Origin of the sequence: Pseudomonas frederiksbergensis, assembly GCF_017114915.1 — a bacterium.
In the GTDB taxonomy this organism is placed as follows: domain Bacteria; phylum Pseudomonadota; class Gammaproteobacteria; order Pseudomonadales; family Pseudomonadaceae; genus Aquipseudomonas; species Aquipseudomonas frederiksbergensis_I.
The window spans coordinates 18512-42667 of record NZ_JAAUOE010000014.1 but is presented as its reverse complement, the minus strand read 5'-3'; the positions used below and the strand labels follow the sequence as shown (position 1 = coordinate 42667).

The window sequence follows — 24156 nt, the reverse complement described above, 5'->3', positions numbered from 1 at the left end:
GCAGCTAACGCTTAGATCGCGCCACGCTTGCGCAGCAGATCCAGCACTTGCTTGACGCTTTCTTCCAGTGACAGCGACTGGGTGTCGATCACCAGATCGGCATCCAGCGGCACGTCGTACGGGAAGGATTCGCCCGGGATGTTGTCGCCACCCGCCGCGTACAGACCTTGCGGATCGCGTTCGGCGCAGACCGTCGGCGACGCCTGGACGTAGACCGTCAGCAGACGCTCCTTGCCGATCAGTTCCCTGGCCTGCTCGCGACCTTCGGCACTCGGGGCAACAAACGCCGCCAGTGTCAGCAGGCCGGCTTCGTTGAACTGACGCGCAACGTGCGCCGCACGACGCCAGTTTTCGGTACGCCCGGCGCGATCATGCGGCAGGCCTTTGTTCAGGTCATGACGCAGGTTCTGGCCATCGAGCACAAACACCGCGCGGCCCATGTCGAACAGCTTGCGTTCAACCGCGTAGGCCAGGGTGCTTTTGCCAGCGCCCGACAGACCGCTGAACAACACGGTGGCCGGTTGCTGGCCGAAGCGCTGGGCGCGCTCTTCGGTAGCCACGTGGGCAAGCTTGCCGTGGTGGGTGCTGCTGCCATGCGCCAGCGGCTGAGCGATGATCATGCCGGCCGCGACCGTACCGTTGGTCAGTCGATCGATGACGATGAACGAACCGGTGGTGCGGTTGCTGTCGTAACCGTCCAGTGCGATGGCCGCGTCGAGGCTGATCTTGACCCGACCGATCTCGTTCAGCTGCAGCGAGCTGGCGGGACCTTCGGCCAAGGTGTTCACGTCCACGCGATTGACGATGCTGGTGATCGAACCCGGCACGTAAGTCGTGGCGCGCTTGATGTCGTATTTCTTGCCCGGCAGCATCGGCTCTTCGGCCATCCACACCAGCATGGCATCGAAGGCGTCGGTCACTTGCGGCTGGTTATCGGCATGCACCAACAGGTCGCCACGGGAGATGTCGATCTCGTCTTCCATGGTCAGCGTCACCGCTTGACCAGGACCTGCGTGCTCCAGTTCACCTTCGAAGGTGACAATGGATTTCACGCGGCTGCTCTTGCCCGACGGCAACACAACGACTTCATCGCCCTTGTGCACGACGCCGCTGGCCAGGGTGCCGGCGAAACCACGGAAGTTCAGGTTCGGACGGTTGACGTACTGCACCGGGAAACGCAGGTCGGTGTAGTTGCGGTCGCTGGCGATTTCGACGGTTTCCAGGATTTCCATCAGCGACTGGCCGGTGTACCACGGCGAGCGCTCGGACTTGTTCACCACGTTGTCGCCCTTGAGCGCGGACATCGGCACGAACGCCATGGTGGTCGGCTTGAACGCGATGCCTTCGGCGAACTTCAGGTAATCGGCCTTGATCGACTCGAACACGCTTTCGTCGAAGCCATTGAGGTCCATCTTGTTGATGGCGACCACGATGTGCTTGATGCCCAGCAACGAGGCGATAAAGCTGTGGCGACGGGTCTGGGTCTGCACGCCGTAACGGGCGTCGACCAGGATAATCGCCAGGTCACAGGTGGAGGCACCGGTGGCCATGTTGCGGGTGTACTGCTCATGGCCGGGGGTATCGGCGATGATGAATTTGCGCTTGGCGGTGGAGAAATAGCGGTAGGCGACATCGATGGTGATGCCTTGCTCACGCTCGGCCTGCAAGCCGTCGACCAGCAACGCCAGGTCAATGTCTTCGCCGGTGGTGCCGACTTTTTTCGAGTCGCGGGTAATGGCTTCCAGGTGATCTTCGTAGATCATTTTGGAGTCGTGCAGCAGGCGCCCGATCAGGGTGCTCTTGCCGTCGTCGACGTTGCCACAGGTCAGAAAGCGCAGCATTTCCTTGCGTTCATGCTGGCCCAGGTAGGCGAGGATGTCCTCGCTGATCAAATCAGATGCGTGCGACATGACAACCCCTTAGAAATAACCCTGACGTTTCTTTTCTTCCATCGAGCCTGCGCCATCGTGATCGATGACCCGGCCCTGGCGTTCGGAAGTTCGCGTCAGGAGCATTTCCTGAATGATGTCGGTCAGGCTGGTGGCCTCGGACTCGACCGCACCGGTCAACGGGTAGTCGCCGAGCGTACGGAAACGCACCTTCTTCTTGACGATGCGCGCCTTGTCTTCGTCGCTCAGGTGATTGAGCAGGCGCTCGTCGTCGATCATGATCCAGGTGCCGTTCATCTCGATAACGTCGCGTTCGGCGGCGAAATACAACGGCACGATCGGGATGCCTTCCAGGTAGATGTACTGCCAGATGTCCAGCTCGGTCCAGTTCGACAACGGGAACACGCGGATCGATTCGCCCTTGTTGACCTTGCCGTTGTAGACGTTCCACAGCTCCGGGCGCTGGTTTTTCGGGTCCCAGCGGTGCTTGCTGTCACGGAAGGAATACACGCGCTCTTTGGCCCGGGATTTTTCTTCGTCGCGACGGGCGCCACCGAATGCCGCATCGAAACCGTACTTGTCGAGGGCCTGTTTGAGGCCTTCGGTCTTCATGATGTCGGTGTGCTTGGCACTGCCGTGGGTGAGCGGGTTGATACCCTGCGCGATGCCCTCGGGGTTGACGTGGACCAGCAGGTCCAGGCCGAGCTCTTCGACCATGCGGTCGCGGAACGCGTACATTTCCTTGAACTTCCACTGGGTGTCGACGTGCATCACCGGAAACGGAAGTTTGCCCGGGAAGAATGCCTTGCGCGCAAGGTGCAGCATCACGGCGGAGTCTTTACCGACGGAGTACAGCATCACCGGGTTATCGAACTCGGCGGCGACCTCGCGGATGATGTGGATGCTTTCGGCCTCCAGCTGTTTCAGATGCGTCAGTTTGTCGACCATGGCTACTCACGAAAACGATCTTATGGACGGCCTTCGGGCCGTGTTCGAGCGGGGAATCCTAGCACAGCGCCCTCTTCTAATCAGGGCCGCGACTAGATCGAAAGGGTATATGAATATACCCCCTCGTTTGGGCACGATCGCGACCTCGTAGGAGCTGGCTTGCCAGCGAAAGCGGCCTTGAATCTTGCAGCGCTCTCAAGGCCGTCTTCGCTGGCAAGCCAGCTCCTACGACGACGGTCCTTCATCGATTCAAATAGGATTCGGGCAATCGATGAAGATGTGCTCGAGGGCGAAACGGCGCGCCAGATAATCGCCCAAGGCCTGCACACCGTAACGCTCGGTGGCGTGGTGACCGGCGGCGATGAAGCTGATGTCGTTTTCCCGGGCGCTGTGGAACGTCTGCTCGGAGGCCTCGCCGCTGAGGTACAGATCAACGCCGGCCAACACTGCCTGATCAATGTATCCCTGGCCGCCACCGGTACACCAGCCAACCCGACGAATCATCGCGCTGCCTTCGATCAGCAACGGCTCGCGCCCCATGACTTCCTGCACGCGGCGGGCGAAATCGCGGGGGGTCATCGCTTCGCTCAACGAGCCGACCAGGCCGACGATTTTCAGGTTGTCCGGATCCAGCGGGCCTTCGACGGTAATGTCCAATTGCCGGGCAAGCTGTACGTTGTTGCCGACTTCAGGATGCAGGTCCAGCGGCAAGTGATAAGACAGCAGGCTGATGTCGTGCTTGAGCAGGGTTTTCAACCGGCGTTGCTTCATGCCGGTGATGCACGGGTTCTCGTCTTTCCAGAAATAGCCGTGATGCACCAGCACCAGATCGGCCTGGGCCTCCACTGCGGCGTCCAGCAACGCCTGGCTGGCGGTGACACCGCTGACGATGCGCATTACTTGCGGCCGGCCTTCGACCTGCAAGCCGTTGGGGCAGTAATCGGCGATCTTCGCACTTGCCAGGTAGCGGTCGGCTTCTTCGACCAGGGTGCTCAGGGCGACGGCCATAAAAGACTCCTAAATATCCCGTTCAGAGGCACGCGCGGCCTCGTATAATGCGCGACATTATGGGCGGTCTCACACCGCCTGCAACTTCTGTAGGACGTGCTTAATGCTCAAGGCGCTGCGTTTTTCCGGCTGGCCGCTGTTGGCCGGCGTGCTTATCGCTCTATTGATTATGCAGCGTTACCCGGAGTGGGTCGGGTTACCGAGTCTGGATGTCAATCTGCAACAGGCCCCGCAAACCCTCGGTCTGCAACAGGGCCCTGTGTCGTATGCCGACGCGGTGACCACGGCCGCGCCGTCGGTGGTCAACCTGTACACCACCAAGGTGGTCAACAAGCCCAGCCATCCGCTGTTCGAGGATCCGCAGTTCCGCCGCTTCTTCGGCGACAACTCGCCCAAGCAGAAGCGCATGGAGTCGAGCCTCGGTTCTGGCGTGATCATGAGCCCGGAAGGTTACCTGCTGACCAACAACCACGTGACCAGCGGTGCCGACCAGATCGTGGTGGCGCTCAAGGACGGCCGTGAAACCCTGGCGCGGGTCATCGGCAGCGACCCTGAAACCGACCTCGCGGTGTTGAAGATTGACCTGAAAAACCTGCCGTCGATCACCGTCGGCCGCTCCGACAACATCCGCATCGGCGACGTGGCCCTGGCCATCGGTAACCCGTTCGGCGTCGGCCAGACCGTGACCATGGGCATCATCAGCGCCACCGGGCGCAATCAGCTCGGGCTGAACAACTACGAAGACTTCATCCAGACCGATGCCGCGATCAACCCCGGCAATTCCGGCGGTGCACTGGTGGACGCCAATGGCAACCTGACCGGTATCAACACGGCGATCTTCTCCAAGTCCGGCGGCTCTCAGGGCATCGGCTTTGCGATCCCGGTCAAACTGGCGATGGAAGTGATGAAGTCGATCATCGAACACGGCCAGGTGATTCGCGGCTGGCTCGGCATCGAAGTGCAACCGTTGAGTCAGGAGCTCGCGGAATCATTCGGTCTGTCGGGACGTCCGGGGATTGTGGTCGCGGGGATTTTCCGTGACGGCCCCGCGCAGAAGGCCGGCCTGCAACTGGGCGACGTGATCCTCAGCATCGACGGTGAACCGGCCGGCGACGGTCGCAAGTCAATGAACCAGGTAGCGCGAATCAAGCCGACCGACAAGGTCACGATCCAGGTCATGCGCAACGGCAAAGAGCTCAAGCTCACGGCAGAAATCGGTCTGCGCCCGCCACCCGCGCCGATCAAGGAAAAAGAAGAAGAGTAAGCCACAGGAGCTGCCGAGTTCGGGCCGCGTTCGGACGATCTTTTACGCCCTCGGCCGCTCCACAACTCCACAATTGCTAACAGCATACATTCTCATTAGACATGCTATATTGTTTCAATATCACGATTGGAACAACGTAACATGTCGTCTCGAGCAAGGCCCGCAGTCAACAGGGACGACCTGGAAATCACCGGGCAAGTGACCGACACCGCGCGAGTGATCGGCGCCTTCGCTTACATCGACCGCCGACATCACCCAAGGCGACAAAACAGTTCCCACCGGCAGCCGAATTCTCGGCGTGGCCCCAGCAACAACGCCACCTTCAGCCCTGCGCAATTTCAACATCAGCCCGATACTCAACCTGTAAAAGGAAAAACCGTCATGCAACACGCCAAATCACTGGTTCTGCTGGGTCTGCTCGGCGCGATGTTCGCCACTCACGCCTCGGCCCACGGCCTGTGGACCGAACAACGTCGCGGCAATATCGAAGTCATCTATGGTGATGGCGCCGAGGACGATGCCTTCAAGGCGCAGAAAATCAGCGGCGCCTGGGCCTATGACGCCGAGGGCAAGATGATCCCGGTTACCGTGCAACGCCTGGCCGACCATGCGCGCCTGCAGCCACTCAAACCACCGGCGGCGCTGGCAGTCGCGCTGAACAACGGCATGTGGTCGCAGACCGCCGACAAAAAGTGGATCAACGAAGGACGCAGCAAGGTGCCGGGCGCGATCGAGTCGACCGAGACGTTCAAGTACAGCCTGGCGATCTACCAGCCGGGGGCAAAGTTGCCGAAGCTCGACCAGATGAAATTGCTGATTCTGCCGGAGGTTGATCCGCTGACCGTCGGGCCGGGCAAGTCGTTGCCGGTACGGGTGCTATTGGACGGTAAACCGGCGGCGGGCGTGAAGTTGGTGGGCGACTATCGCAGCGCGCCGAATACCTTGAGCACCGAAACCGACAAGGATGGCCGGGCGCAGGTACTGGTGCGTAATGAAGGGTTGAATGTGATTGCGGCGCAGGTGGAAATGCCGGTGAAGGACAGTGCGGATGTGGCAACGCGTGGGCTGTTCAGTTCGCTGACGTTCCTGGGTGAAGCGCATCATGAGTGAGGGCCAGTCATAACCATTTAGCAGGAAGACTAATAAAGCTGAGAAAAACGGTATTAACTACTGTCATTTCTGTCAGTAGCTCAGTCCTGTTCGAGCCCATAGCCTAATCCCTGTCATTGGAGGTATCTATTCATCAACGCAGGGATTGGAAAATGGGCATTTCTACCGAATTTGAAAATAAACTTAAAAACTCGAAAAGCACTGGCACATTGAGTGTTCGGCTCAGTCACGGGGAGCGTGTTGATGCCGTTATTGTCACTTTGTTACCAACGGCCGATGGCGGCGGCATTATCCTGGGTGCGAATGGATCAGACAATGTGAGGCTTGGCCACCCGAAACTTCCGGCCGGTACTCACACGGTAACGTTCAGCAGCGGTGATGCAGGCACGTCCATCAAGGGTGTCTCATACACAGCTGAGACCGGAGAGATGACTCTGACAGTGGATGATCCATTGACTGCTGCGAAGGGAACATTCAAGTTCACAACAGAAGATGGCATTGATGCAGAGGGCGAGTTCGATATAAAACCCGTATAGATATCAGCGACAAGGATTGCACTATAAACATCAATTTGCCCCCGTTCCTGCGAAAATCAGGAATCGGGGGTAAACGCTTTCAGACGTTACAAATCGCCTAACCCATCGATCAACGCCTGATTCTGCTCCGGCGCGCCAATCGAAATCCGCAGGAACTGCGCAATCCGCTCCTGCTTGAAGTGCCGAACGATAACGCCTTGCTCACGCAACTTTGCCGCCAGCCCTGCCGCATCGTGCTTCGGGTGACGGGCGAAAATGAAGTTCGCCGCCGACGGCAGCACTTCAAAGCCCTTCGCTTGCAACTGCGCGACCACCTGCTCGCGACTCTCGATGACCAATCGGCAAGTCTTGTCGAAATACTCGCGATCTTCGAACGCCGCCGCAGCCCCCACAATCGCCAGGCGATCCAGCGGATAGGAGTTGAAGCTGTTCTTGATCCGCTCCAGCGCCTCGATCAGGTCCGGATGCCCCACCGCCAGGCCCACCCGCAGGCCCGCCAAAGAACGGGACTTGGACAGGGTCTGCGTCACCAACAGGTTCGGATAACGGTCCACCAGGGTGATCGCCGTTTCACCACCGAAATCGATGTAGGCCTCATCCACCACGACCACCGAATCCGGGCTAGCCTTGAGGATTTGCTCGACAGCCTCCAGCGCCAGCAGGCAACCGGTCGGCGCGTTCGGGTTGGGGAAAATGATCCCGCCGTTCGGCTTGGCGTAGTCCGCCGGGTTGATCTGGAACTGTTCGTCCAACGGCACTGCGTCAAACGTAATCCCGTACAACCCGCAGTAAACCGGGTAGAAGCTGTAGCTGATGTCCGGGAACAGCAGCGGTTTATCGTGTTGCAGCAAACCGTGAAAAATGTGCGCCAGGACTTCATCGGAACCGTTGCCGAGGAACACCTGATTGCCCTGCACGCCGTAATACCTGGCAACGGCTTGCTTGAGCAGATCGCTGTTCGGGTCCGGGTACAAACGCAGGTTGTCATTCAGTTCGGTCTGCATCGCCGCCAGGGCTTTTGGCGAAGGACCGTACGGGTTTTCGTTGGTGTTGAGCTTCACCAGTTTCGCCAGCTTCGGCTGCTCGCCCGGCACGTAAGGCACCAGGTTCTTGACGAACGGGCTCCAGAATTTACTCATGTTCAGTTCCCCTGCTTGTCATCAAGAATGCGGTATTCAGCACTGCGGGCGTGGGCGCTCAGCGATTCGCCACGGGCCAGCACGGAGGCGGTCTTGCCCAGTTCGGAGGCACCCTGCTCGGAGCAGAAAATGATCGACGAGCGTTTCTGGAAGTCGTACACGCCCAGCGGCGAGGAGAAGCGCGCAGTGCCGGAGGTCGGCAGCACGTGGTTGGGACCTGCGCAGTAGTCGCCCAAGGCCTCGCAGGTGTGACGGCCCATGAAGATCGCGCCGGCATGACGGATCTGCGGCAGCCAGGCCTGCGGATCGGCGACCGACAGCTCCAGGTGTTCCGGGGCGATGCGGTTAGCCACTTCGATGGCCTGCTCCATGTCCCGAACCTTGATCAGCGCACCACGGCCATTGATCGAGGTTTCGATGATTTCGGCGCGTTCCATGGTTGGCAGCAGCTTGGCGATGCTGGCGGCCACCTTGTCGAGGAAGTCGGCGTCCGGGCTGACCAGAATCGCCTGGGCGTCTTCGTCGTGCTCAGCCTGGGAGAACAGGTCCATGGCAATCCAGTCCGGATCGGTCTGACCGTCGCATACCACCAGAATCTCTGACGGGCCGGCGATCATGTCGATGCCGACCTGGCCGAACACGTGGCGCTTGGCGGTGGCGACATAGATGTTGCCCGGGCCGACCACTTTGTCGACCTTCGGCACGCTTTCGGTGCCATAAGCCAATGCGGCAACGGCTTGAGCGCCGCCAATGGTGAACACCCGGTCGACGCCGGCGATGCAGGCCGCGGCCAGCACCAGTTCGTTGACTTCACCGCGCGGGGTCGGCACGACCATGACCACTTCGGTCACGCCCGCCACTTTGGCCGGAATCGCATTCATCAGCACCGACGACGGATAGGACGCCTTGCCGCCCGGCACGTACAGACCGGCGCGATCCAGTGGCGTAACCTTCTGGCCCAACACCGTGCCATCAGCTTCGGTGTAGCTCCAGGAGTCCTGTTTCTGTTTTTCGTGATAGCTGCGCACGCGGGCCGCGGCTTTTTCCAGGGCTTCGCGCTGAGGCACGGTGATACGGGTCAACGCCAGTTCCAGGCGTTCGCGCGGCAAAATCAAATCCGCCATGGACGCCACTTGCAGGCCGTCGAACTTCTGGGTGAACTCGACCACTGCCGCATCGCCGCGCTCGCGCACAGCCTTGATGATGTCCAGCACCCGCTGATTGACCGAGTCGTCAGACACACTTTCCCAGCTCAGCAAATGATCCAGATGATGTGCGAAATCCGGGTCAGCAGCGTTGAGTCGGCGAATTGCAGTCGGTGCGGTCATAGCGAGAGCCTCATAGGATTGGCAAAAACTCGGGCGCCCTAAGCTAGCCGTTGATCCGCTTGGGCACCCGAGAATTCTGGCTATGAGGCGGATAGACGGGCGCGACTCAAGGTCGCGCAGGTGAATCAGCCGCGGTGTCGAGACTCCACTGCCTTGCGCAGGGTGTCGATCAACGCCTGGATACGGGCGTGCTGCATTTTCATCGAGGCTTTGTTGACGATCAGCCGCGAGCTGATGGCAGCGATGAAATCCTGTGGCTCCAGGCCGTTGGCCCGCAGCGTGTTACCAGTGTCGACCACGTCGATGATCTTGTCCGCCAGACCGATCAGCGGCGCCAGTTCCATCGAGCCATAGAGCTTGATGATGTCGACCTGACGGCCCTGTTCGGCGTAGTAGCGCTTGGCGACGTTGACGAACTTGGTGGCGATGCGCAGACGGCCCTTGGGCTCGACCGCGCCGACTTTGCCGGCCGTCATCAGTTTGCACTGGGCGATTTGCAGGTCCAGCGGTTCGTACAGCCCCTGGCCGCCGTATTCCATCAGCACGTCTTTACCGGCGACGCCCAGGTCGGCGGCACCATGCTCGACATAGGTCGGCACATCGGTGGCGCGCACGATCAGCAAGCGCACATCGGCCTGGGTCGTGGGGATGATCAGCTTGCGGCTCTTGTCCGGATTCTCGGTCGGCACGATGCCCGCTTCAGCCAGAAGCGGCAGGGTGTCGTCAAGGATGCGGCCCTTGGACAGTGCGATAGTCAACATGGGAAACGTCAGTCCTTATCAAGGTACTCATGCCCGGTCGCAAATGGCGCCGGACACTCATCGAGCCTGAAACAGGCTCGACTTCAACAAATCAACGGACACGTCCCTGTGCCCATGCAGCAGAAACTAGCCCGGTACGCGGCGGATCTTGGCGCCGAGCATCTGCAGTTTCTCTTCGATGCACTCGTAACCACGGTCGATGTGGTAGATGCGGTCGATCAGGGTATCGCCTTCGGCGATCAGCGCCGAGATCACCAGGCTGGCCGAAGCACGCAGGTCGGTGGCCATGACTGGCGCGCCTTTGAGCTTTTCGATGCCGGTGACGATGGCGGTGTTGCCCTCGACCTGGATGTGCGCGCCCATGCGGTGCAGTTCGTAAACGTGCATGAAGCGGTTTTCGAAGATCGTCTCGATCACCGCACCAGTGCCTTCGGCAATGGCGTTGAGGGAGATGAACTGCGCCTGCATGTCGGTCGGGAAAGCCGGGTAAGGAGCGGTCCGCACGTTGACGGCTTTGGGCCGTTTGCCGTGCATGTTCAGCTCGATCCAGTCTTCGCCGGTGGTGATTTCGGCGCCCGATTCGCGGAGCTTTTCCAGAACCGCTTCGAGGATGGTCGGATCGGTGTCCTTGACCTTCACGCGCCCGCCGGTGACCGCCGCCGCCACCAGGTAGGTGCCGGTCTCGATACGGTCAGGCATCACTTTGTAAGTGGTGGTGTGCAGACGTTCGACGCCATCGATGGTGATGGTGTCGGTGCCGGCGCCGGAAACCTTCGCGCCCATGGCGTTCAGGAAGTTCGCCAGGTCGACGACTTCAGGCTCGCGAGCGGCGTTGGCCAGAACGCTGCGCCCCCTGGCCAGAGCGGCCGCCATCATGATGTTTTCGGTACCGGTCACACTGACAGTGTCGAAGAAGAAGTGCGCGCCGCGCAAGCCGCCTTCAGGAGCCTTGGCCTTGATGTAGCCGCCTTCGACGTCGATGACCGCGCCCATGGCTTCGAGGCCACGGATGTGCAGGTCGACCGGACGCGAACCGATGGCGCAACCGCCAGGCAGTGCGACTTCGGCTTCACCGAAACGGGCAACCATCGGGCCCAGTACCAGGATCGAAGCACGCATGGTTTTAACCAGTTCGTACGGAGCGACCAGGGTCTTGATGGTGCGCGGGTCGATTTCGACGCTGAGCTTCTCGTCGATCACAGGCTCGATGCCCATGCGACCGAACAGCTCGATCATGGTGGTGATGTCGTGCAGGTGTGGCAGGTTGGCCACGGTCACCGGGCCATCGCACAGCAAGGTGGCAGCCAGGATCGGCAGGGCAGAGTTCTTTGCCCCGGAAATGCGGATCTCGCCATCAAGACGAGCGCCACCGGTAATAATCAATTTATCCATAAGAATCTCGACGCCCTTGGGCTCAGGTGCGCTCGGCCCAGGCCGCGCTGCTGAAAAATTTCATAGTGACCGCATGGATGCTGCCATCGGTGATCCATGGGTTCAAATGGGCATAGATCTGCTGCTGACGCTTGACCGGGCTCAACGCCGCCAGTTCATCGCTAATCACATTCAGCTGAAAGTTGCAGCCTTCGCCCTCAACTTCTACCTGAGCTCCGGGCAGCTTTCCTTCAAGAAAGCTCTTCACTTCGTTGGCCTGCATGCTCAACCTCAATCGGCGCCCTGTGCGCGCGGGTCGGACATCATACAAAAAAGCCCCGCGCCTGCGAACCCCGCGAAGCAGGACTCTGACGGGGGGCTTCTTTATTGATGTGGTTCAGGGATGCGCCAACAGCTCGGTCAGTTCGCTGACCTGAGCGATTTCGCGCATATCGTCGGGCATCGCACGAATGCTCAGGGCCTTGCCGGCCGCCTGGGCATCGCGCATGAAACACAGCAGCAGCGACAAGCCGACACTGCTGGACTTCTCCACCGCGGAGCAATCGACCACCAGCGCAGCGGCGTTGCTGGACTTGATCAGCGCCTGACCCTGCTTGCGCAGGTCCGGGCCTGTCCGGTGATCCAGCACGCCGCTGAGCAGCAGCTCGCCGGTTTCGCTCATGCGAATGGCCGACTCACTCATTGGGCTTGATTCACGGTGGATTTTTCGGTGGCTTCCTTGGCTTTGGCGACTTCCCCGGCCCAACCGTTGATGGTCTTGTCCAGGTCGTTGCCATTGCGCTGCATCGCGTCAGCGAACTGATCGCGGAACAGCTTGCCGATGTTGATGCCGTTGATGATCACATTGCGCATTTTCCACTCGCCGTTGATCTTTTCCAGCGTGTAAGACACAGGATAGATCGCGCCGCTGCTGCCTTTGACCGTCATGCCAACGCTTGTACGGTCTCCCGACTCATCCTTGGCAGGCTCGACGACGATGCCCTGGTTGTCGTACTCCAGCAAGGCATTGCCATAGAACTGAAACAGGCCTTTTTTGAAGTTTTCCTGAAATGTGCGCATTTGTTCAGGTGTGGCTTTGCGCGAGTACTTGACCGTCATGATGCTCTTGGAAATGCCCTCGGCATCCACAACGGGCCCCACGATGCTGTTCAGCGCCGCATAAAAGTCCTGCGGGTCCTGCTTGTACTTTTCCTTGTTGGCGGCAAGATCCGCCAGCAACCGGGTGGTGGTGTCCTGTACCAGATCATGCGCGGAAGGCGCCGCCACGGCGTTAGCCATCAACGGCAGGGCCGCGAGTAATACCAACAGGCCACGTCGCAAGATAGAGATCATTCAAAAGCTCCTCATTTGGCGTCTTTGCTAACGGTATTGAGCAGGAATTTACCGATCAGGTCCTCAAGCACCAGCGACGACTGCGTGTCATGGATGGTTCCACCATCCTTGAGTGGGGTTTCTTCACCGCCCACGCTGATGCCGATGTATTTCTCACCCAACAGGCCAGCGGTCAGGATAGATGCAGTGGAGTCAGTCGGCAGGTTATCTACGCGCTTTTCCAGTTGCATGGTCACCCGGCCGGTGAAGCTGTCGCGGTCCAGATCGATCGCCGTGACCTTGCCGATGGTCACACCGGCCATGGTCACTTTAGCTCTGACAGTCAAACCGGCGATATTGTCGAAATATGCATAAAGTTTATAGGTGTCGGTGCTCGGGCTTGGGGACAGACCACTGACCCGCAACGCAAGCAACAGCAAAGCCAGGATGCCAGCCAGCAAGAAAAGGCCGACACCGATTTCCAGGGTGCGGTTTTGCATCAGAAATCTCCAAACATCAAGGCGGTCAAAATAAAGTCCAGGCCGAGTACAGCCAAAGAGGCATACACCACGGTCTTGGTAGTGGCACGACTGATCCCCTCGGAAGTGGGCTCGCAGTCATAGCCTTGGAATACGGCGATCCAGGTCACGACGAAGGCAAAAACGATGCTTTTGATAATGCCGTTAAGCACATCGTCGACGAACGTCACGCTGTTTTGCATGTTCGACCAGTAGGAGCCTTCGTAGACCCCCAGCCAGTCGACGGCCACCCACGAACCGCCCCAGATACCCACCACGCTGAAAATCATTGCCAGCACCGGCAGGGAAATGAAACCGGCCCACAGGCGCGGGGCAATGATGTACTTGAGCGGGTCGACCCCGATCATTTCCAGGCTGGACAACTGCTCGGTGGACTTCATGTTGCCGATTTCGGCGGTCAGCGCCGAACCCGCGCGCCCAGCGAACAGCAAGGCCGTGACCACCGGCCCCAGCTCACGCAGCAGCGTCAGCGCTACCATCTGCCCGACGGCCTGCTCCGAGCCGTAGCTGGACAGAATGTTGAAGCCTTGCAGCGCCAGCACCATGCCGATGAACACCCCGGAGACCACGATGATCACCAGGGACATCACGCCCACCGAATGCAGTTGCTTGACCAGCAGGCCAAAACCGCCGCCGATGCCGCCACGACCGACCAAGGCATGAAACAGGAACAGCGCCGAACGCCCGAACACCGCCAGCACATCGATGCCGGCAGAGCCGAACCGACGCACTCTCTCTATTAATGAAATCTTGCGCATCAGCGCTTCCCCAGAAGATCTGCGCGGTAATCCGTCGCTGGAAAGTGGTAGGCGACCGGGCCGTCGGGTTCGCCTGTCATGAATTGACGGATACGTGGCTCGTCGGAGGTCATCAACTCCTTGGGTGTGCCCTGCCCCAACACTTGCCCGTCGCCCACCACAATGATGTGGTCGGCGATGCTCGCGGTCTCGGCCAGATCGTGGGAAACCACGATGCTGGTGATGCCCAGCGCATCGTTGAGCAGGCGGATCAGGCGCACCAGCACGCCCATGGCGATCGGGTCCTGGCCGACAAAGGGTTCGTCATACATGAGGATTTGCGGATCGAGGGCAATCGCCCGGGCCAGCGCGACGCGACGCTTCATGCCGCCGGACAATTCGTCGGGCATCAGGTCGATGGCGCCCCGCAAGCCCACGGCCTGCAATTTGAGCAGGACAATGTCGCGAATCATTTCTTCCGGCAGCGAGGTATGAACACGCAATGGAAAGGCGACGTTCTCGAACACATCGAGATCGGTAAACAATGCGCCGCTCTGAAACAGTACGCCCATGTGCTTGCGCGCATCGAACAGATCGCTGCGCGACAACGTTGGCAGGTTCTGGCCATTGACCCAGACTTCGCCGCTGGTAGGACGCAATTGTGCGCCTATCAGCCGTAACAATGTGGTCTTGCCACACCCGGAAGGCCCCATGATGCCGGTGACCTTGCCGCGCGGGATGCGGATATCGACGTTATTGAAAATGCTACGCGCACCGCGCTTGAAGGTCAGTCCCTTCAGCTCGACCGCGTAGGCGTTATCGGCACTCATCTAAACTCCTTGCGATGCAGCCTCTCACTCGGACGCCTGGCTTTCTGGCGAAAGCACATACCTTCCCGGGCAGGCCGAACTGGCGGCGAACTATATCACTGCAAAGGCCAAGCGCCCAAGGGCCAAGCCGGGCACATCAGGCGAGATGACAGCCTGGAATCACCTATTTAGAGGGATTCGGTAACAAGGAATGACAAACCGCGACGAACTAGCGTGAGGGTTTTGATCATTACCGTTATAATCGCCGCCTTTTCATCAGGCTATACGATTTCTGACATGAGCCCATCCAGCGACCTGATTCAATCTGCACAACGCACCATCCGCCTCGAACTGGAAGCCGTACAAGGCTTGCTGCCCCATATCGACGCAGATTTCGTACGCGCTTGCGAGATGATTCTGGCCAGCAAGGGCCGCGTGGTCGTGGTCGGCATGGGCAAGTCGGGGCACATCGGCAACAAGATTGCCGCCACCCTGGCCAGCACTGGCACCACGGCTTTCTTCGTGCACCCGGCCGAGGCCAGCCACGGCGACATGGGCATGATCACGCGTGACGACATCATCCTGGCATTGTCGAACTCCGGTTCCACCAATGAAATCGTCACCCTGCTGCCGCTGATCAAGCGCCTGGGCATCAAATTGATCAGCGTCACCGGCAATCCCGATTCAGCGCTGGCCAAGGCGGCCGAGGTCAATCTCAACGTTCACGTCGAGCACGAAGCCTGCCCGCTGAACCTGGCTCCGACCTCATCGACCACCGCCGCTCTGGTGATGGGCGATGCCCTGGCGGTGGCGCTGCTGGAAGCCCGCGGCTTTACCGCTGAAGATTTCGCCTTTTCCCACCCCGGCGGCGCGCTTGGCCGACGTCTGCTGCTGAAAGTGGAAAATGTCATGCACGCCGGGCAAGAGCTGCCGCAGGTTCAGCGCGGTACCCTGCTCAAGGACGCGCTGATGGAAATGACCCGCAAGGGCCTGGGCATGACCGTGATCCTTGAGGCCGACGGTAAACTCGCCGGGATCTTCACCGACGGCGATCTGCGCCGCACCCTGGACCGCAGCATCGACATCCACAGTGCCACCATCGAGCAGGTCATGACCGCCCACGGCAAGACTGCCCGCGCCGAAATGCTTGCCGCCGAGGCGCTGAAGATCATGGAAGACCACAAGATCAACGCGCTGGTGGTGGTCGACAGCGAAGACCGCCCGGTCGGCGCCTTGAACATGCACGACTTGCTGCGCGCGGGAGTAATGTAATGAGCACAGACCTGCTGCAACGCGGCCAACAGATCAAACTGGCGGTATTCGACGTCGACGGCGTGCTGACCGACGGGCGCCTGTACTTCCTCGAAGACGGCAGCGAATTCAAGACCTTCAACACCCTCGACGGCCAGGGCATCAAGATGCTGATGGCAGCCGGCGTGCAGACCGCTATCATCAGCGGTCGCAAGACCCCGGTGGTCGAACGGCGAGCGAAGAACCTCGGCATTCCACATTTGTTCCAGGGTCGAGAAGACAAACTGGTGGTGCTCGACGGGCTTCTGGCCCAACTCAACCTAAGCTATGAACAAGTGGCCTACCTCGGCGACGACCTGCCAGACCTGCCGGTGATTCGCCGCGTCGGCTTGGGCATGGCCGTGGCCAACGCAGCCAGTTTCGTGCGCGAACATGCCCACGGCATCACCCAGGCCCGTGGTGGCGAGGGTGCCGCTCGCGAATTCTGCGAATTGATCCTGCGCGCCCAGGGCCGCCTTGATGCGGCCAACGCCGCATACCTGTGAGCCCATCATGCTGAGCAAAAAGATTCGCAACACCCTGATATTCGGTTGCATCGCAGCGCTGTTCGCCGCGGTCGGCTATTGGAATATCAGCCCGGAACGCTTCCTCGACAAGCCGGTTGCGCATGTCGATGAAGCCATGATCGACTACTACGCCACCAACGCCCACAGCGTGCAGTACCTGCCGGACGGCAAACTGCAATACGAGATGACGTCGGACAAGGTCGAGCATGTGAAAGCAACCGATGTGACGCTGCTGACCAAGCCCGACCTGAACATGTTTCGCGGCACCGAGTTCCCGTGGCACGTGCAGAGCGAGCGTGGCGAGGTCAATCCTGGCGGCACTGAAGTGGAACTGATCGATTCGGTACGTATCGCGCGCACCGACGAGAAAAACCGCAAAACCCTGATTACCACCACCCGCATGACGGTGTTCCCGCAGCAGCAATATGCGCAGACCGAGCAACCCGTTAGAATCGACGGCGCTGGCGGTGTATCGACTGGCAAGGGAATGAAGGCGTATTTGAAAGAAAGCAGGATACACCTGCTATCGAACGTAAGAGGACAGTATGAGGCTCGTTAAAACCCTCCCTATTTTGCTCGGTCTGAGCGCAGCACTGGGAAGCGTGAGCGCCTGGGCCCTGCCGACCGATAGAGATCAGCCTATCCGCATTCAGGCCGACGACGCCCAACTGGACGACAAGAACGGTGTTGCCACCTATAAAGGCGACGTGATCATCACCCAGGGCTCGATGAAGGTCACCGGCAATACCGTGACCATCACCCGCACTCAGGCCGGTGACATCGACGTGGTGACTTCGGTGGGCAACCTCGCCTACTTCGAGCAACTGCAAACTGCCGGTGACACCAAACCTGTCCAGGGTTGGGGTGTGACTATCCAGTACCACGCCTCGCAAAACCGCGTTGTGCTGATCGACAAAGCAAAAGTCGTCGACAAGGATAACAACACCACCCAAGGCGAGAAAATCGTCTACGACACAGTCAAGAAGCTGGCGAGTGCCGGTCGCGCCACCGGCAACAAGGTGACCGAGTCGCGCCCACGCATCGACATGGTGATCCAGCCGAAAAAGAAAACCGATGAGCAAAAGGCCCAGTAATGGCAACTCTTAAAGCTCAGCATCTGGCCAAGAGCTACAAGAGCCGCCAGGTCGTGCGTGACGTCAGCCTGTCCATCGACAGCGGTCAGATCGTCGGTCTGCTTGGCCCCAATGGCGCCGGCAAAACCACCTGTTTCTACATGATCGTTGGCCTGGTGCAAGCCGATCAGGGCCGCGTGCTGATCGACAACCTGGACGTCAGCCACCAGCCGATGCACGGTCGCGCGAAGGCCGGCATCGGCTACCTGCCGCAAGAAGCGTCGATCTTCCGCAAGCTTTCGGTATCCGACAACATCATGGCCATTCTCGAAACCCGCAAGGAGCTCGACAAGACAGGTCGCCGCAAAGAGCTGGAAAGCCTGCTGCAGGAATTTCACATCCACCACATCCGTGACAGCCTTGGCATGAGCCTGTCCGGCGGTGAGCGCCGCCGCGTGGAAATTGCCCGGGCACTGGCCACCAACCCGAAATTCATCCTCCTCGACGAACCCTTTGCCGGCGTGGACCCGATTTCGGTGGGCGACATCAAGCAGATCATCCATCACCTCAAGGCCAAAGGCATTGGCGTGCTGATCACCGACCACAACGTCCGTGAAACCCTGGATATCTGTGAAACCGCCTACATCGTCAACGATGGCCAACTGATCGCCGAAGGTGACTCTGCCACCATCCTGGCCAACGATCTGGTCAAGGAAGTGTATCTGGGCCATGAATTCCGCTTGTAAGCGCTGAGGTGCCAGGCCAGTCGCCCGAGCGCTCATTGCAATAAAAAATCAATATATTTTTATTGTTACAGCGCTCTAGGCAAACACTTCAGTTTCAGGCATATAATTTGCTTAAGTTTGGCGCTTCGGCGCCCTGTAGTGGATGGCGCATGCGCGCCGGCGAATAAGGTGTTAAGCCCCTGCCATGAAACCATCGCTAGTCTTGAGAATGGGCCAGCAGCTGACGATGACACCGCAGCTGCAACAGGCCATCCGCCTGCTCCAATTGTCGACCCTGGACCTGCAACAGGAAATCCAGGAGGCCCTGGAGTCCAATCCGATGCTCGAACGCCAGGAAGAAGGCGACGACTTCGATAACGCCGACCCCTTGGCCGACAAAGCCGAACAACAACCCAGCGCCGACATTCAGGAACCCTCCTACCAGGAAGCCGCCCCGACGGTGGATAACCTTGAAGAAGGCGACTGGAACGAGCGCATACCCAACGAACTGCCTGTCGACACCGCTTGGGAAGACGTCTACCAGACCAGCGCCAGCAGCCTGCCGAGCAACGATGACGACGAGTGGGATTTCACCACCCGTACATCGGCCGGTGAAAGCCTGCAGAGCCATCTGCTATGGCAGCTGAACCTGGCACCGATGTCCGACACCGATCGCCTGATCGCCGTGACCCTGATCGATTGCATCAACAATCAGGGCTACCTGGACGAAACCCTCGAGGAAATCCTTGAGGCCTTCGATCCGGAACTGGACATTGAGCTGGACGAAATCGAAGCCGTCCTGCACCGCATTCAGCAATTCGAGCCCGCCGGCATCGGCGCCCGCAACCTGGGCGAATGCCTGCTGCTGCAACTGCGCCAACTGCCCGCCAAGACCCCTTGGCTGGCGGAGGCCAAGCGCCTGGTCACCGATTACATCGACCTGCTCGGCAGCCGCGACTACAGCCAGCTGATGCGACGCATGAAGCTCAAGGAAGATGAACTGCGTCAGGTCATCGAACTGGTCCAGAGCCTCAACCCGCGCCCGGGCTCGCAAATCGAGTCCACCGAAGCTGAATATGTCGTTCCCGACGTGATCGTGCGCAAGGACAACGAGCGCTGGCTGGTGGAGCTGAACCAGGAGTCGGTGCCTCGCCTGCGGGTCAACGCGCAATACGCCGGTTTCGTGCGCCGCGCCGATACCAGTGCCGATAACACCTTCATGCGTAATCAGTTGCAGGAGGCTCGCTGGTTCATCAAGAGCCTGCAAAGCCGCAACGAAACGCTGATGAAAGTGGCCACTCAGATCGTCGAGCATCAACGCGGCTTTCTGGAGTACGGCGACGAAGCCATGAAGCCGTTGGTGCTGCATGACATCGCCGAGGCGGTGGGCATGCACGAATCGACGATTTCACGGGTGACCACGCAAAAATTCATGCATACCCCACGGGGCATCTATGAACTGAAATATTTTTTCTCCAGTCACGTCAGCACCTCCGAAGGCGGTGAATGCTCGTCCACGGCGATTCGCGCGATCATCAAAAAACTGGTTGCCGCGGAAAATCAGAAAAAGCCGTTGAGTGACAGCAAGATCGCTGGTTTACTGGAGGCACAAGGCATTCAGGTGGCTCGCCGCACCGTCGCCAAGTACCGCGAATCCCTCGGGATCGCGCCTTCGAGCGAACGCAAGCGGTTGATGTAAGCCACGCCACAGCGTTCCAGTGGTAGATCATCTGATCTACCGCTTTATGCACTGGCAACGAAGGAGAAGCTGTATGCAAGTCAACATCAGTGGACACCAACTGGAAGTGACCGAACCTCTGCGCACCTATATCGGCGAAAAACTCGAACGATTAGAGAGGCATTTCGACAAGATCACCAACGTGCAGGTCACGATGAACGTCGAGAAGCTGCTGCAGAAAATCGAAGCCACGCTGCATATTCCCGGCGGAGAAGTGGTCGCCAATGCCGAGCATACGGACATGTATGCCGCTATTGACCTGCTGACCGACAAGCTGGATCGCCAACTCAAAAAGCATAAGGAAAAGACCCAGAGCCTCCTCCAGGGCGCGACCGGTCGTTAACATCCCCAATCCATGATCCGACTTGAAAGCATCCTGACCCCCGGCCGTTCCCTCGTGAACGTGCCGGGCGGCAGTAAAAAACGCGCCCTCGAACAGATTGCCAACCTTATCCACAAAGAAGTGCCGGATCTGGAGATGCAAGATGTCTTCGAGGCTCTGATTGCCCGTGAAAAACTCGGCTCTACCGGTTTTGGCAACGGTATCGCCATCCCCCACTGCCGCCTCAAGGGCTGCGAATCGCCCATCAGTGCCTTGATGCACCTGGATGCCCCCATCGATTTCGACGCCATCGACGGAGCGCCGGTTGACCTGTTGTTTGTACTACTGGTCCCGGAAGCCGCCACCGATGCGCACCTGGAGTTGCTGCGCCAGATCGCCAGCATGCTTGATCGCAAGGAAGTACGTGAAAAGCTGCGCAGTGCCCAGAGCAACCAAGCCCTGTATCAAGTTGTCCTTGACGAGCAAAACGGTCACTAATCATGCGCCTGATCATCGTCAGCGGCCGCTCCGGCTCCGGTAAAAGCACTGCCCTCGATGTTCTCGAGGACAACGGCTATTACTGCATCGACAACCTGCCTGCCGGCTTGCTGCCGGAACTGGCCGAACGCGCGCTGATTCACACTGAACTGGCACAACCGCTGGTGGCCGTGTCCATCGATGCTCGCAACTTGCCGAGCCACCTGTCACGCTTTCCCGAACTGCTGGAAGAAGTCCGCAGTCGGCATATCCAGTGCGATGTCCTGTACCTGGACGCCGACGAAGAGACCCTGCTCAAACGTTTTTCGGAAACCCGCCGTCGTCACCCGCTGAGCAGCGCCAATCGCTCGCTGGCGGAGGCGATAGAGGACGAAACCAATTTGCTGGGGCCGATCGCCGATCTGGCCGACCTCAAGGTCAACACCACCCATCTGAACCTGTATCAACTGCGCGATACCATCAAGCTGCGCCTGCTGAATCAGCCAGAGCCCGGTACTGCGTTCCTGGTGGAGTCTTTCGGGTTCAAGCGTGGCATGCCGGTGGACGCCGATCTGGTGTTCGATGTGCGCTGTCTGCCCAACCCTTACTGGAAACCGGAGCTACGGGCACAATCCGGGCTCGATCAACCGGTGGCCGAGTACCTGGCGGCACAGCCGGACGTCGAGGAGATGTTCCAGGATATTTCCTCGTACCTGCTCAAGTGGCTACCCCGCTTTGCCGCCAGCAACCGCGCCTATGTCACCATTGCCATTGGCTGCACTGGCGGCCATCACCGCTCTGTCTACCTGACCGAACGTCTGGGTCAGGTCCTGCAACAATCCCTGAAGAACGTCCAGGTTCGCCACCGCGACCTCAGCTAAAGGATTCACATCGCGATGCCTGCTCGGGAAATCGAAATCATCAACAAATTGGGCCTGCATGCCCGCGCGTCCGCCAAATTCGTTGGGGTGGCCGGGCAGTTCCCGTGCCAGATCAGGGCCGGCCGCACTCCGGAATCGATGGTCGACGGTAAAAGCATCATGGCCATGATGATGCTGGCCGCGGGCAAGGGCACCACAATCCACCTGAGTACCGAAGGTGAGCAGGCTGACGAGGCGCTGCAGGCATTGGTGGACTTGATCAACAATTTCTTCGACGAAGGCGAGTAAACGTCAAAAAGATCCAAAAAAAACGCCACCCGATCGGGTGGCGCTTTTTTTTGTGCAGCAATCGCAGCTTAGCTACCCGCCACCGTCATCCGCTCGATCAACACCGAACCGGTGCGAATGTTGCTGCGCAATTCCAGGTCATTACCCACCGCAATGATCTGCTTGAACATGTCGCGCATGTTGCCGGCGATGGTCACTTCCTGGACCGCGAACTGGATTTCGCCGTTCTCGACCCAGAAACCCGCTGCGCCACGGGAGTAATCGCCAGTGACCATGTTCAGGCCCTGCCCCATCAATTCAGTGACCAGCAGGCCACGACCCATGCGGCGCAACAGGGCCGCCTGATCTTCGTCGCCATGGGTGACGAACAGGTTGTGCACGCCGCCGGCATTCGCGGTGCTCGGCATGCCCAGCTTGCGGCCGGAATAGGTGCCAAGCACGTAGGACACCAGCTCGCCGTTTTCCACGAACGGCTTGGCGTAGGTCGCCAGGCCATCGCCGTCGAAGGCAGAGCTGCCCAAAGCGCGCATCAAGTGCGGACGTTCATCGATGGTCAGCCATTCCGGGAACAGTTTCTGCCCCAGCGTGCCTTCGAGGAACGAAGACTTGCGATATAGACTGCCGCCGGAAATCGCCGAGAGGAAACTGCCGAACAAACCGCCGGCCAGTTCCGCAGAAAACAGCACCGGCACTTCGCAGGTCGGTACCGGGCGTGCGCCCAAGCGGCTCGCCGCCCGTTGCGCGGCACGCTGGCCGATGCTCTCCGGGCTGGCCAACAAATTGCCCTGCCGGTTCACGTCGTACCAGTAATCACGCTGCATCTGGCCATCGGCCTCGGCGATCATCACGCAGCTGAGGCTGTGACGGGTCGAGGCGTAACCGCCGATAAAACCGTGGCTGTTGCCGTACACACGGCAACCCTGATGAGTGCTGAGGGTGGTGCCGTCGGCGTTCTTGATCCGACTGTCGGCGGCAAACGCCGCCGCTTCACAAGCCAGGGCCTGCTCGATGGCTCGCTCCGGCGTGATACTCCATTGATGGAACAGGTCGAAATCCTGCAGTTCCTTGGCCATCAGCGCGGCATCCGCCAAGCCTGCGGCTTCGTCTTCAGACGTGTGCTTGGCAATCGCCAGTGCAGCAGCGACGGTTTCGCGAATCGCTTCCGAACCGCTGGCCGAGGTGCTGGCCGATCCTTTGCGCTGCCCTACATACAAAGTGATGCCAAAGCCTTGATCGCGGTTGAACTCGACGGTTTCGACTTCCCGCTGACGCACCGTGGTCGACAGACCCTGCTCCAGCGACACCGCCACTTCACAGGCACTGGCGCCCTGGCGCTTGGCTTCAGCGATGATCTGCTCGACTTGTTCTTGCAGTGCCGGCAACGCTTGTGGGCCGACGCTTTCAACTGCACTCATGCTGTTCTCCACTCAAATTCTGCTTTCGGTAACGGTCATCGAGCGACCGGGCCGGACAAGCGGCCCCCGACTGGTTATCATGGCGGCGTTTCTTTGCGGACGGCCACCATGGTTGATTCTTACGACGACTCCCTCGATACGGGAGAAAAAAGCAAATCCCAGGTTAAACGCGAGCTGCATGCTCTGGTTGACCTCGGCGAGCGCCTTACAACACTCAAGCCTGACTTGCTGGCAAAACTGCCCTTGACCGACGCCTTGCGCCGGGCTCTGGCCGAGGCGCCCAAGCACACCGCGAACATCGCGCGTAAACGGCACCTTCAGTTCATCGGCAAGCTGATGCGCGATCAGGACACTGACGCCATTCTGGTGTTGCTCGATCAACTCGATGCCTCCACTCGCCAGTACAACGAGCGCTTCCATAATCTGGAGCGCTGGCGTGATCGCCTGATTGCCGGTGACGACGCCGTACTGGAAAAATTCGTTGTCGACTACCCGGACGCCGATCGCCAGCAATTGCGTTCCCTGATCCGTCAGGCCCAGCACGAGGTTGCGCAAAACAAGCCTCCTGCTTCCAGCCGTAAAATCTTCAAGTACATCCGTGAGCTGGACGAGACTCAACGCGGTCTGCGTTAAATCTCGAATCGGGTGA

Annotated in this window: 28 protein-coding genes; 14 read left to right on the top strand and 14 right to left on the bottom strand. The window is 59.5% G+C overall.

Going from position 1 to position 24156, the window contains the following annotated elements; genetic code table 11:
* Nucleotides 1-11: 11 nt before the first annotated feature.
* The 3 genes from cysN to HCU66_RS12770 all read right to left on the bottom strand — a co-directional run bounded on the left by cysN (nucleotide 12) and on the right by HCU66_RS12770 (nucleotide 3845).
* Complete coding sequence (cysN, locus tag HCU66_RS12780; protein ID WP_205888823.1) at nucleotides 12-1910, bottom strand: sulfate adenylyltransferase subunit CysN; 1899 nt, start codon at nucleotides 1908-1910, stop codon at nucleotides 12-14.
* A 9-nt stretch (nucleotides 1911-1919) separates the two neighbouring features.
* Nucleotides 1920-2837: a sulfate adenylyltransferase subunit CysD gene (gene cysD / locus HCU66_RS12775; protein WP_205888822.1), complete on the bottom strand. Its 918-nt coding sequence runs from the start codon at nucleotides 2835-2837 to the stop codon at nucleotides 1920-1922.
* Nucleotides 2838-3086: 249 nt separating this feature from the next.
* Entirely contained in the window at nucleotides 3087-3845 is a 759-nt protein-coding gene (locus HCU66_RS12770; protein WP_205888821.1) for a Nif3-like dinuclear metal center hexameric protein, read from the bottom strand.
* A gap of 103 nt (nucleotides 3846-3948) precedes the next feature.
* On the opposite strand from HCU66_RS12770, the gene algW reads away from it, so the two are divergent.
* The 3 genes from algW (at nucleotide 3949) to HCU66_RS12755 (ending at nucleotide 6755) form a co-directional block, all read left to right on the top strand.
* Nucleotides 3949-5109, top strand: a complete 1161-nt coding sequence (gene algW / locus HCU66_RS12765; protein WP_205888820.1) for a Do family serine endopeptidase AlgW — start codon at nucleotides 3949-3951, stop codon at nucleotides 5107-5109.
* Between the two features lie 381 nt (nucleotides 5110-5490).
* Nucleotides 5491-6219: a DUF4198 domain-containing protein gene (locus HCU66_RS12760; RefSeq protein WP_205888819.1), complete on the top strand. Its 729-nt coding sequence runs from the start codon at nucleotides 5491-5493 to the stop codon at nucleotides 6217-6219.
* Between the two features lie 152 nt (nucleotides 6220-6371).
* Nucleotides 6372-6755, top strand: a complete 384-nt coding sequence (locus HCU66_RS12755) for a hypothetical protein (RefSeq protein ID WP_205888818.1) — start codon at nucleotides 6372-6374, stop codon at nucleotides 6753-6755.
* Nucleotides 6756-6841: 86 nt separating this feature from the next.
* On the opposite strand, the gene hisC is transcribed toward HCU66_RS12755, so the two are convergent.
* From hisC to HCU66_RS12705, 10 genes are all read right to left on the bottom strand, one after another.
* Nucleotides 6842-7894, bottom strand: coding sequence for a histidinol-phosphate transaminase (gene hisC / locus HCU66_RS12750; protein WP_205888817.1), 1053 nt, complete (start codon nucleotides 7892-7894; stop codon nucleotides 6842-6844).
* A gap of 2 nt (nucleotides 7895-7896) precedes the next feature.
* Nucleotides 7897-9222, bottom strand: a complete 1326-nt coding sequence (hisD, locus tag HCU66_RS12745; RefSeq protein WP_205888816.1) for a histidinol dehydrogenase — start codon at nucleotides 9220-9222, stop codon at nucleotides 7897-7899.
* A gap of 125 nt (nucleotides 9223-9347) precedes the next feature.
* Nucleotides 9348-9983, bottom strand: coding sequence for an ATP phosphoribosyltransferase (gene hisG / locus HCU66_RS12740; protein ID WP_007941260.1), 636 nt, complete (start codon nucleotides 9981-9983; stop codon nucleotides 9348-9350).
* 126 nt (nucleotides 9984-10109) lie between these two features.
* Nucleotides 10110-11375 carry a UDP-N-acetylglucosamine 1-carboxyvinyltransferase gene (gene murA / locus HCU66_RS12735; protein ID WP_205888815.1) on the bottom strand — a complete coding sequence of 422 codons (1266 nt, stop codon included), beginning with the start codon at nucleotides 11373-11375 and terminating at the stop codon, nucleotides 10110-10112.
* Between the two features lie 22 nt (nucleotides 11376-11397).
* Nucleotides 11398-11637, bottom strand: a complete 240-nt coding sequence (locus HCU66_RS12730) for a BolA family protein (protein ID WP_205888814.1) — start codon at nucleotides 11635-11637, stop codon at nucleotides 11398-11400.
* 114 nt (nucleotides 11638-11751) lie between these two features.
* Nucleotides 11752-12057, bottom strand: coding sequence for an STAS domain-containing protein (locus HCU66_RS12725; protein WP_205888813.1), 306 nt, complete (start codon nucleotides 12055-12057; stop codon nucleotides 11752-11754).
* Entirely contained in the window at nucleotides 12054-12707 is a 654-nt protein-coding gene (locus HCU66_RS12720; RefSeq protein ID WP_205888812.1) for an MlaC/ttg2D family ABC transporter substrate-binding protein, read from the bottom strand. The genes HCU66_RS12725 and HCU66_RS12720 overlap by 4 nt, the downstream gene beginning before the upstream one ends.
* 11 nt (nucleotides 12708-12718) lie before the next feature.
* Nucleotides 12719-13186 carry an outer membrane lipid asymmetry maintenance protein MlaD gene (mlaD, locus tag HCU66_RS12715; protein WP_205888811.1) on the bottom strand — a complete coding sequence of 156 codons (468 nt, stop codon included), beginning with the start codon at nucleotides 13184-13186 and terminating at the stop codon, nucleotides 12719-12721.
* Nucleotides 13186-13983: a lipid asymmetry maintenance ABC transporter permease subunit MlaE gene (gene mlaE / locus HCU66_RS12710; RefSeq protein WP_205888810.1), complete on the bottom strand. Its 798-nt coding sequence runs from the start codon at nucleotides 13981-13983 to the stop codon at nucleotides 13186-13188. Before mlaE ends, mlaD begins: the two co-directional genes overlap by 1 nt.
* Nucleotides 13983-14792, bottom strand: a complete 810-nt coding sequence (locus tag HCU66_RS12705) for an ATP-binding cassette domain-containing protein (protein WP_205888809.1) — start codon at nucleotides 14790-14792, stop codon at nucleotides 13983-13985. Before HCU66_RS12705 ends, mlaE begins: the two co-directional genes overlap by 1 nt.
* A 276-nt stretch (nucleotides 14793-15068) precedes the next feature.
* Here HCU66_RS12705 and HCU66_RS12700 point away from each other — a divergent pair, with 276 nt between their 5' ends.
* The 10 genes from HCU66_RS12700 (at nucleotide 15069) to HCU66_RS12655 (ending at nucleotide 22092) form a co-directional block, all read left to right on the top strand.
* Complete coding sequence (locus HCU66_RS12700; protein WP_205888808.1) at nucleotides 15069-16043, top strand: KpsF/GutQ family sugar-phosphate isomerase; 975 nt, start codon at nucleotides 15069-15071, stop codon at nucleotides 16041-16043.
* The gene (locus HCU66_RS12695) at nucleotides 16043-16567 is read left to right on the top strand and encodes a KdsC family phosphatase (protein WP_205888807.1); all 525 of its coding nucleotides are present in this window, start codon (nucleotides 16043-16045) and stop codon (nucleotides 16565-16567) included. The genes HCU66_RS12700 and HCU66_RS12695 overlap by 1 nt, the downstream gene beginning before the upstream one ends.
* Nucleotides 16568-16574: 7 nt before the next feature.
* Complete coding sequence (lptC, locus tag HCU66_RS12690; RefSeq protein WP_205888891.1) at nucleotides 16575-17147, top strand: LPS export ABC transporter periplasmic protein LptC; 573 nt, start codon at nucleotides 16575-16577, stop codon at nucleotides 17145-17147.
* The gene (lptA, locus tag HCU66_RS12685) at nucleotides 17134-17682 is read left to right on the top strand and encodes a lipopolysaccharide transport periplasmic protein LptA (protein WP_205888806.1); all 549 of its coding nucleotides are present in this window, start codon (nucleotides 17134-17136) and stop codon (nucleotides 17680-17682) included. Before lptC ends, lptA begins: the two co-directional genes overlap by 14 nt.
* Nucleotides 17682-18407 (top strand): LPS export ABC transporter ATP-binding protein, encoded by a 726-nt coding sequence (gene lptB / locus HCU66_RS12680; RefSeq protein ID WP_205888805.1) that lies wholly within the window; start codon nucleotides 17682-17684, stop codon nucleotides 18405-18407. The genes lptA and lptB overlap by 1 nt, the downstream gene beginning before the upstream one ends.
* 184 nt (nucleotides 18408-18591) lie before the next feature.
* Nucleotides 18592-20085 (top strand): RNA polymerase factor sigma-54, encoded by a 1494-nt coding sequence (locus HCU66_RS12675; RefSeq protein ID WP_205888804.1) that lies wholly within the window; start codon nucleotides 18592-18594, stop codon nucleotides 20083-20085.
* Nucleotides 20086-20158: 73 nt separating this feature from the next.
* Nucleotides 20159-20467, top strand: coding sequence for a ribosome hibernation-promoting factor, HPF/YfiA family (gene hpf, locus HCU66_RS12670; RefSeq protein ID WP_039010540.1), 309 nt, complete (start codon nucleotides 20159-20161; stop codon nucleotides 20465-20467).
* Nucleotides 20468-20479: 12 nt separating this feature from the next.
* A complete protein-coding gene (gene ptsN, locus HCU66_RS12665) occupies nucleotides 20480-20944 on the top strand; it encodes a PTS IIA-like nitrogen regulatory protein PtsN (protein WP_205888803.1) in 465 nt (154 codons plus the stop codon).
* 2 nt (nucleotides 20945-20946) lie between these two features.
* Nucleotides 20947-21804: an RNase adapter RapZ gene (rapZ, locus tag HCU66_RS12660; protein ID WP_205888802.1), complete on the top strand. Its 858-nt coding sequence runs from the start codon at nucleotides 20947-20949 to the stop codon at nucleotides 21802-21804.
* Nucleotides 21805-21819: 15 nt separating this feature from the next.
* Nucleotides 21820-22092: an HPr family phosphocarrier protein gene (locus tag HCU66_RS12655; protein WP_205888801.1), complete on the top strand. Its 273-nt coding sequence runs from the start codon at nucleotides 21820-21822 to the stop codon at nucleotides 22090-22092.
* 68 nt (nucleotides 22093-22160) lie between these two features.
* Here the strand turns inward: HCU66_RS12655 and pmbA are convergent, their stop codons facing one another.
* Nucleotides 22161-23507, bottom strand: a complete 1347-nt coding sequence (gene pmbA, locus HCU66_RS12650; protein ID WP_019581170.1) for a metalloprotease PmbA — start codon at nucleotides 23505-23507, stop codon at nucleotides 22161-22163.
* 108 nt (nucleotides 23508-23615) lie between these two features.
* Here pmbA and yjgA point away from each other — a divergent pair, with 108 nt between their 5' ends.
* Entirely contained in the window at nucleotides 23616-24140 is a 525-nt protein-coding gene (gene yjgA, locus HCU66_RS12645) for a ribosome biogenesis factor YjgA (RefSeq protein WP_205888800.1), read from the top strand.
* The last annotated feature ends 16 nt before the right edge of the window (nucleotides 24141-24156 follow it).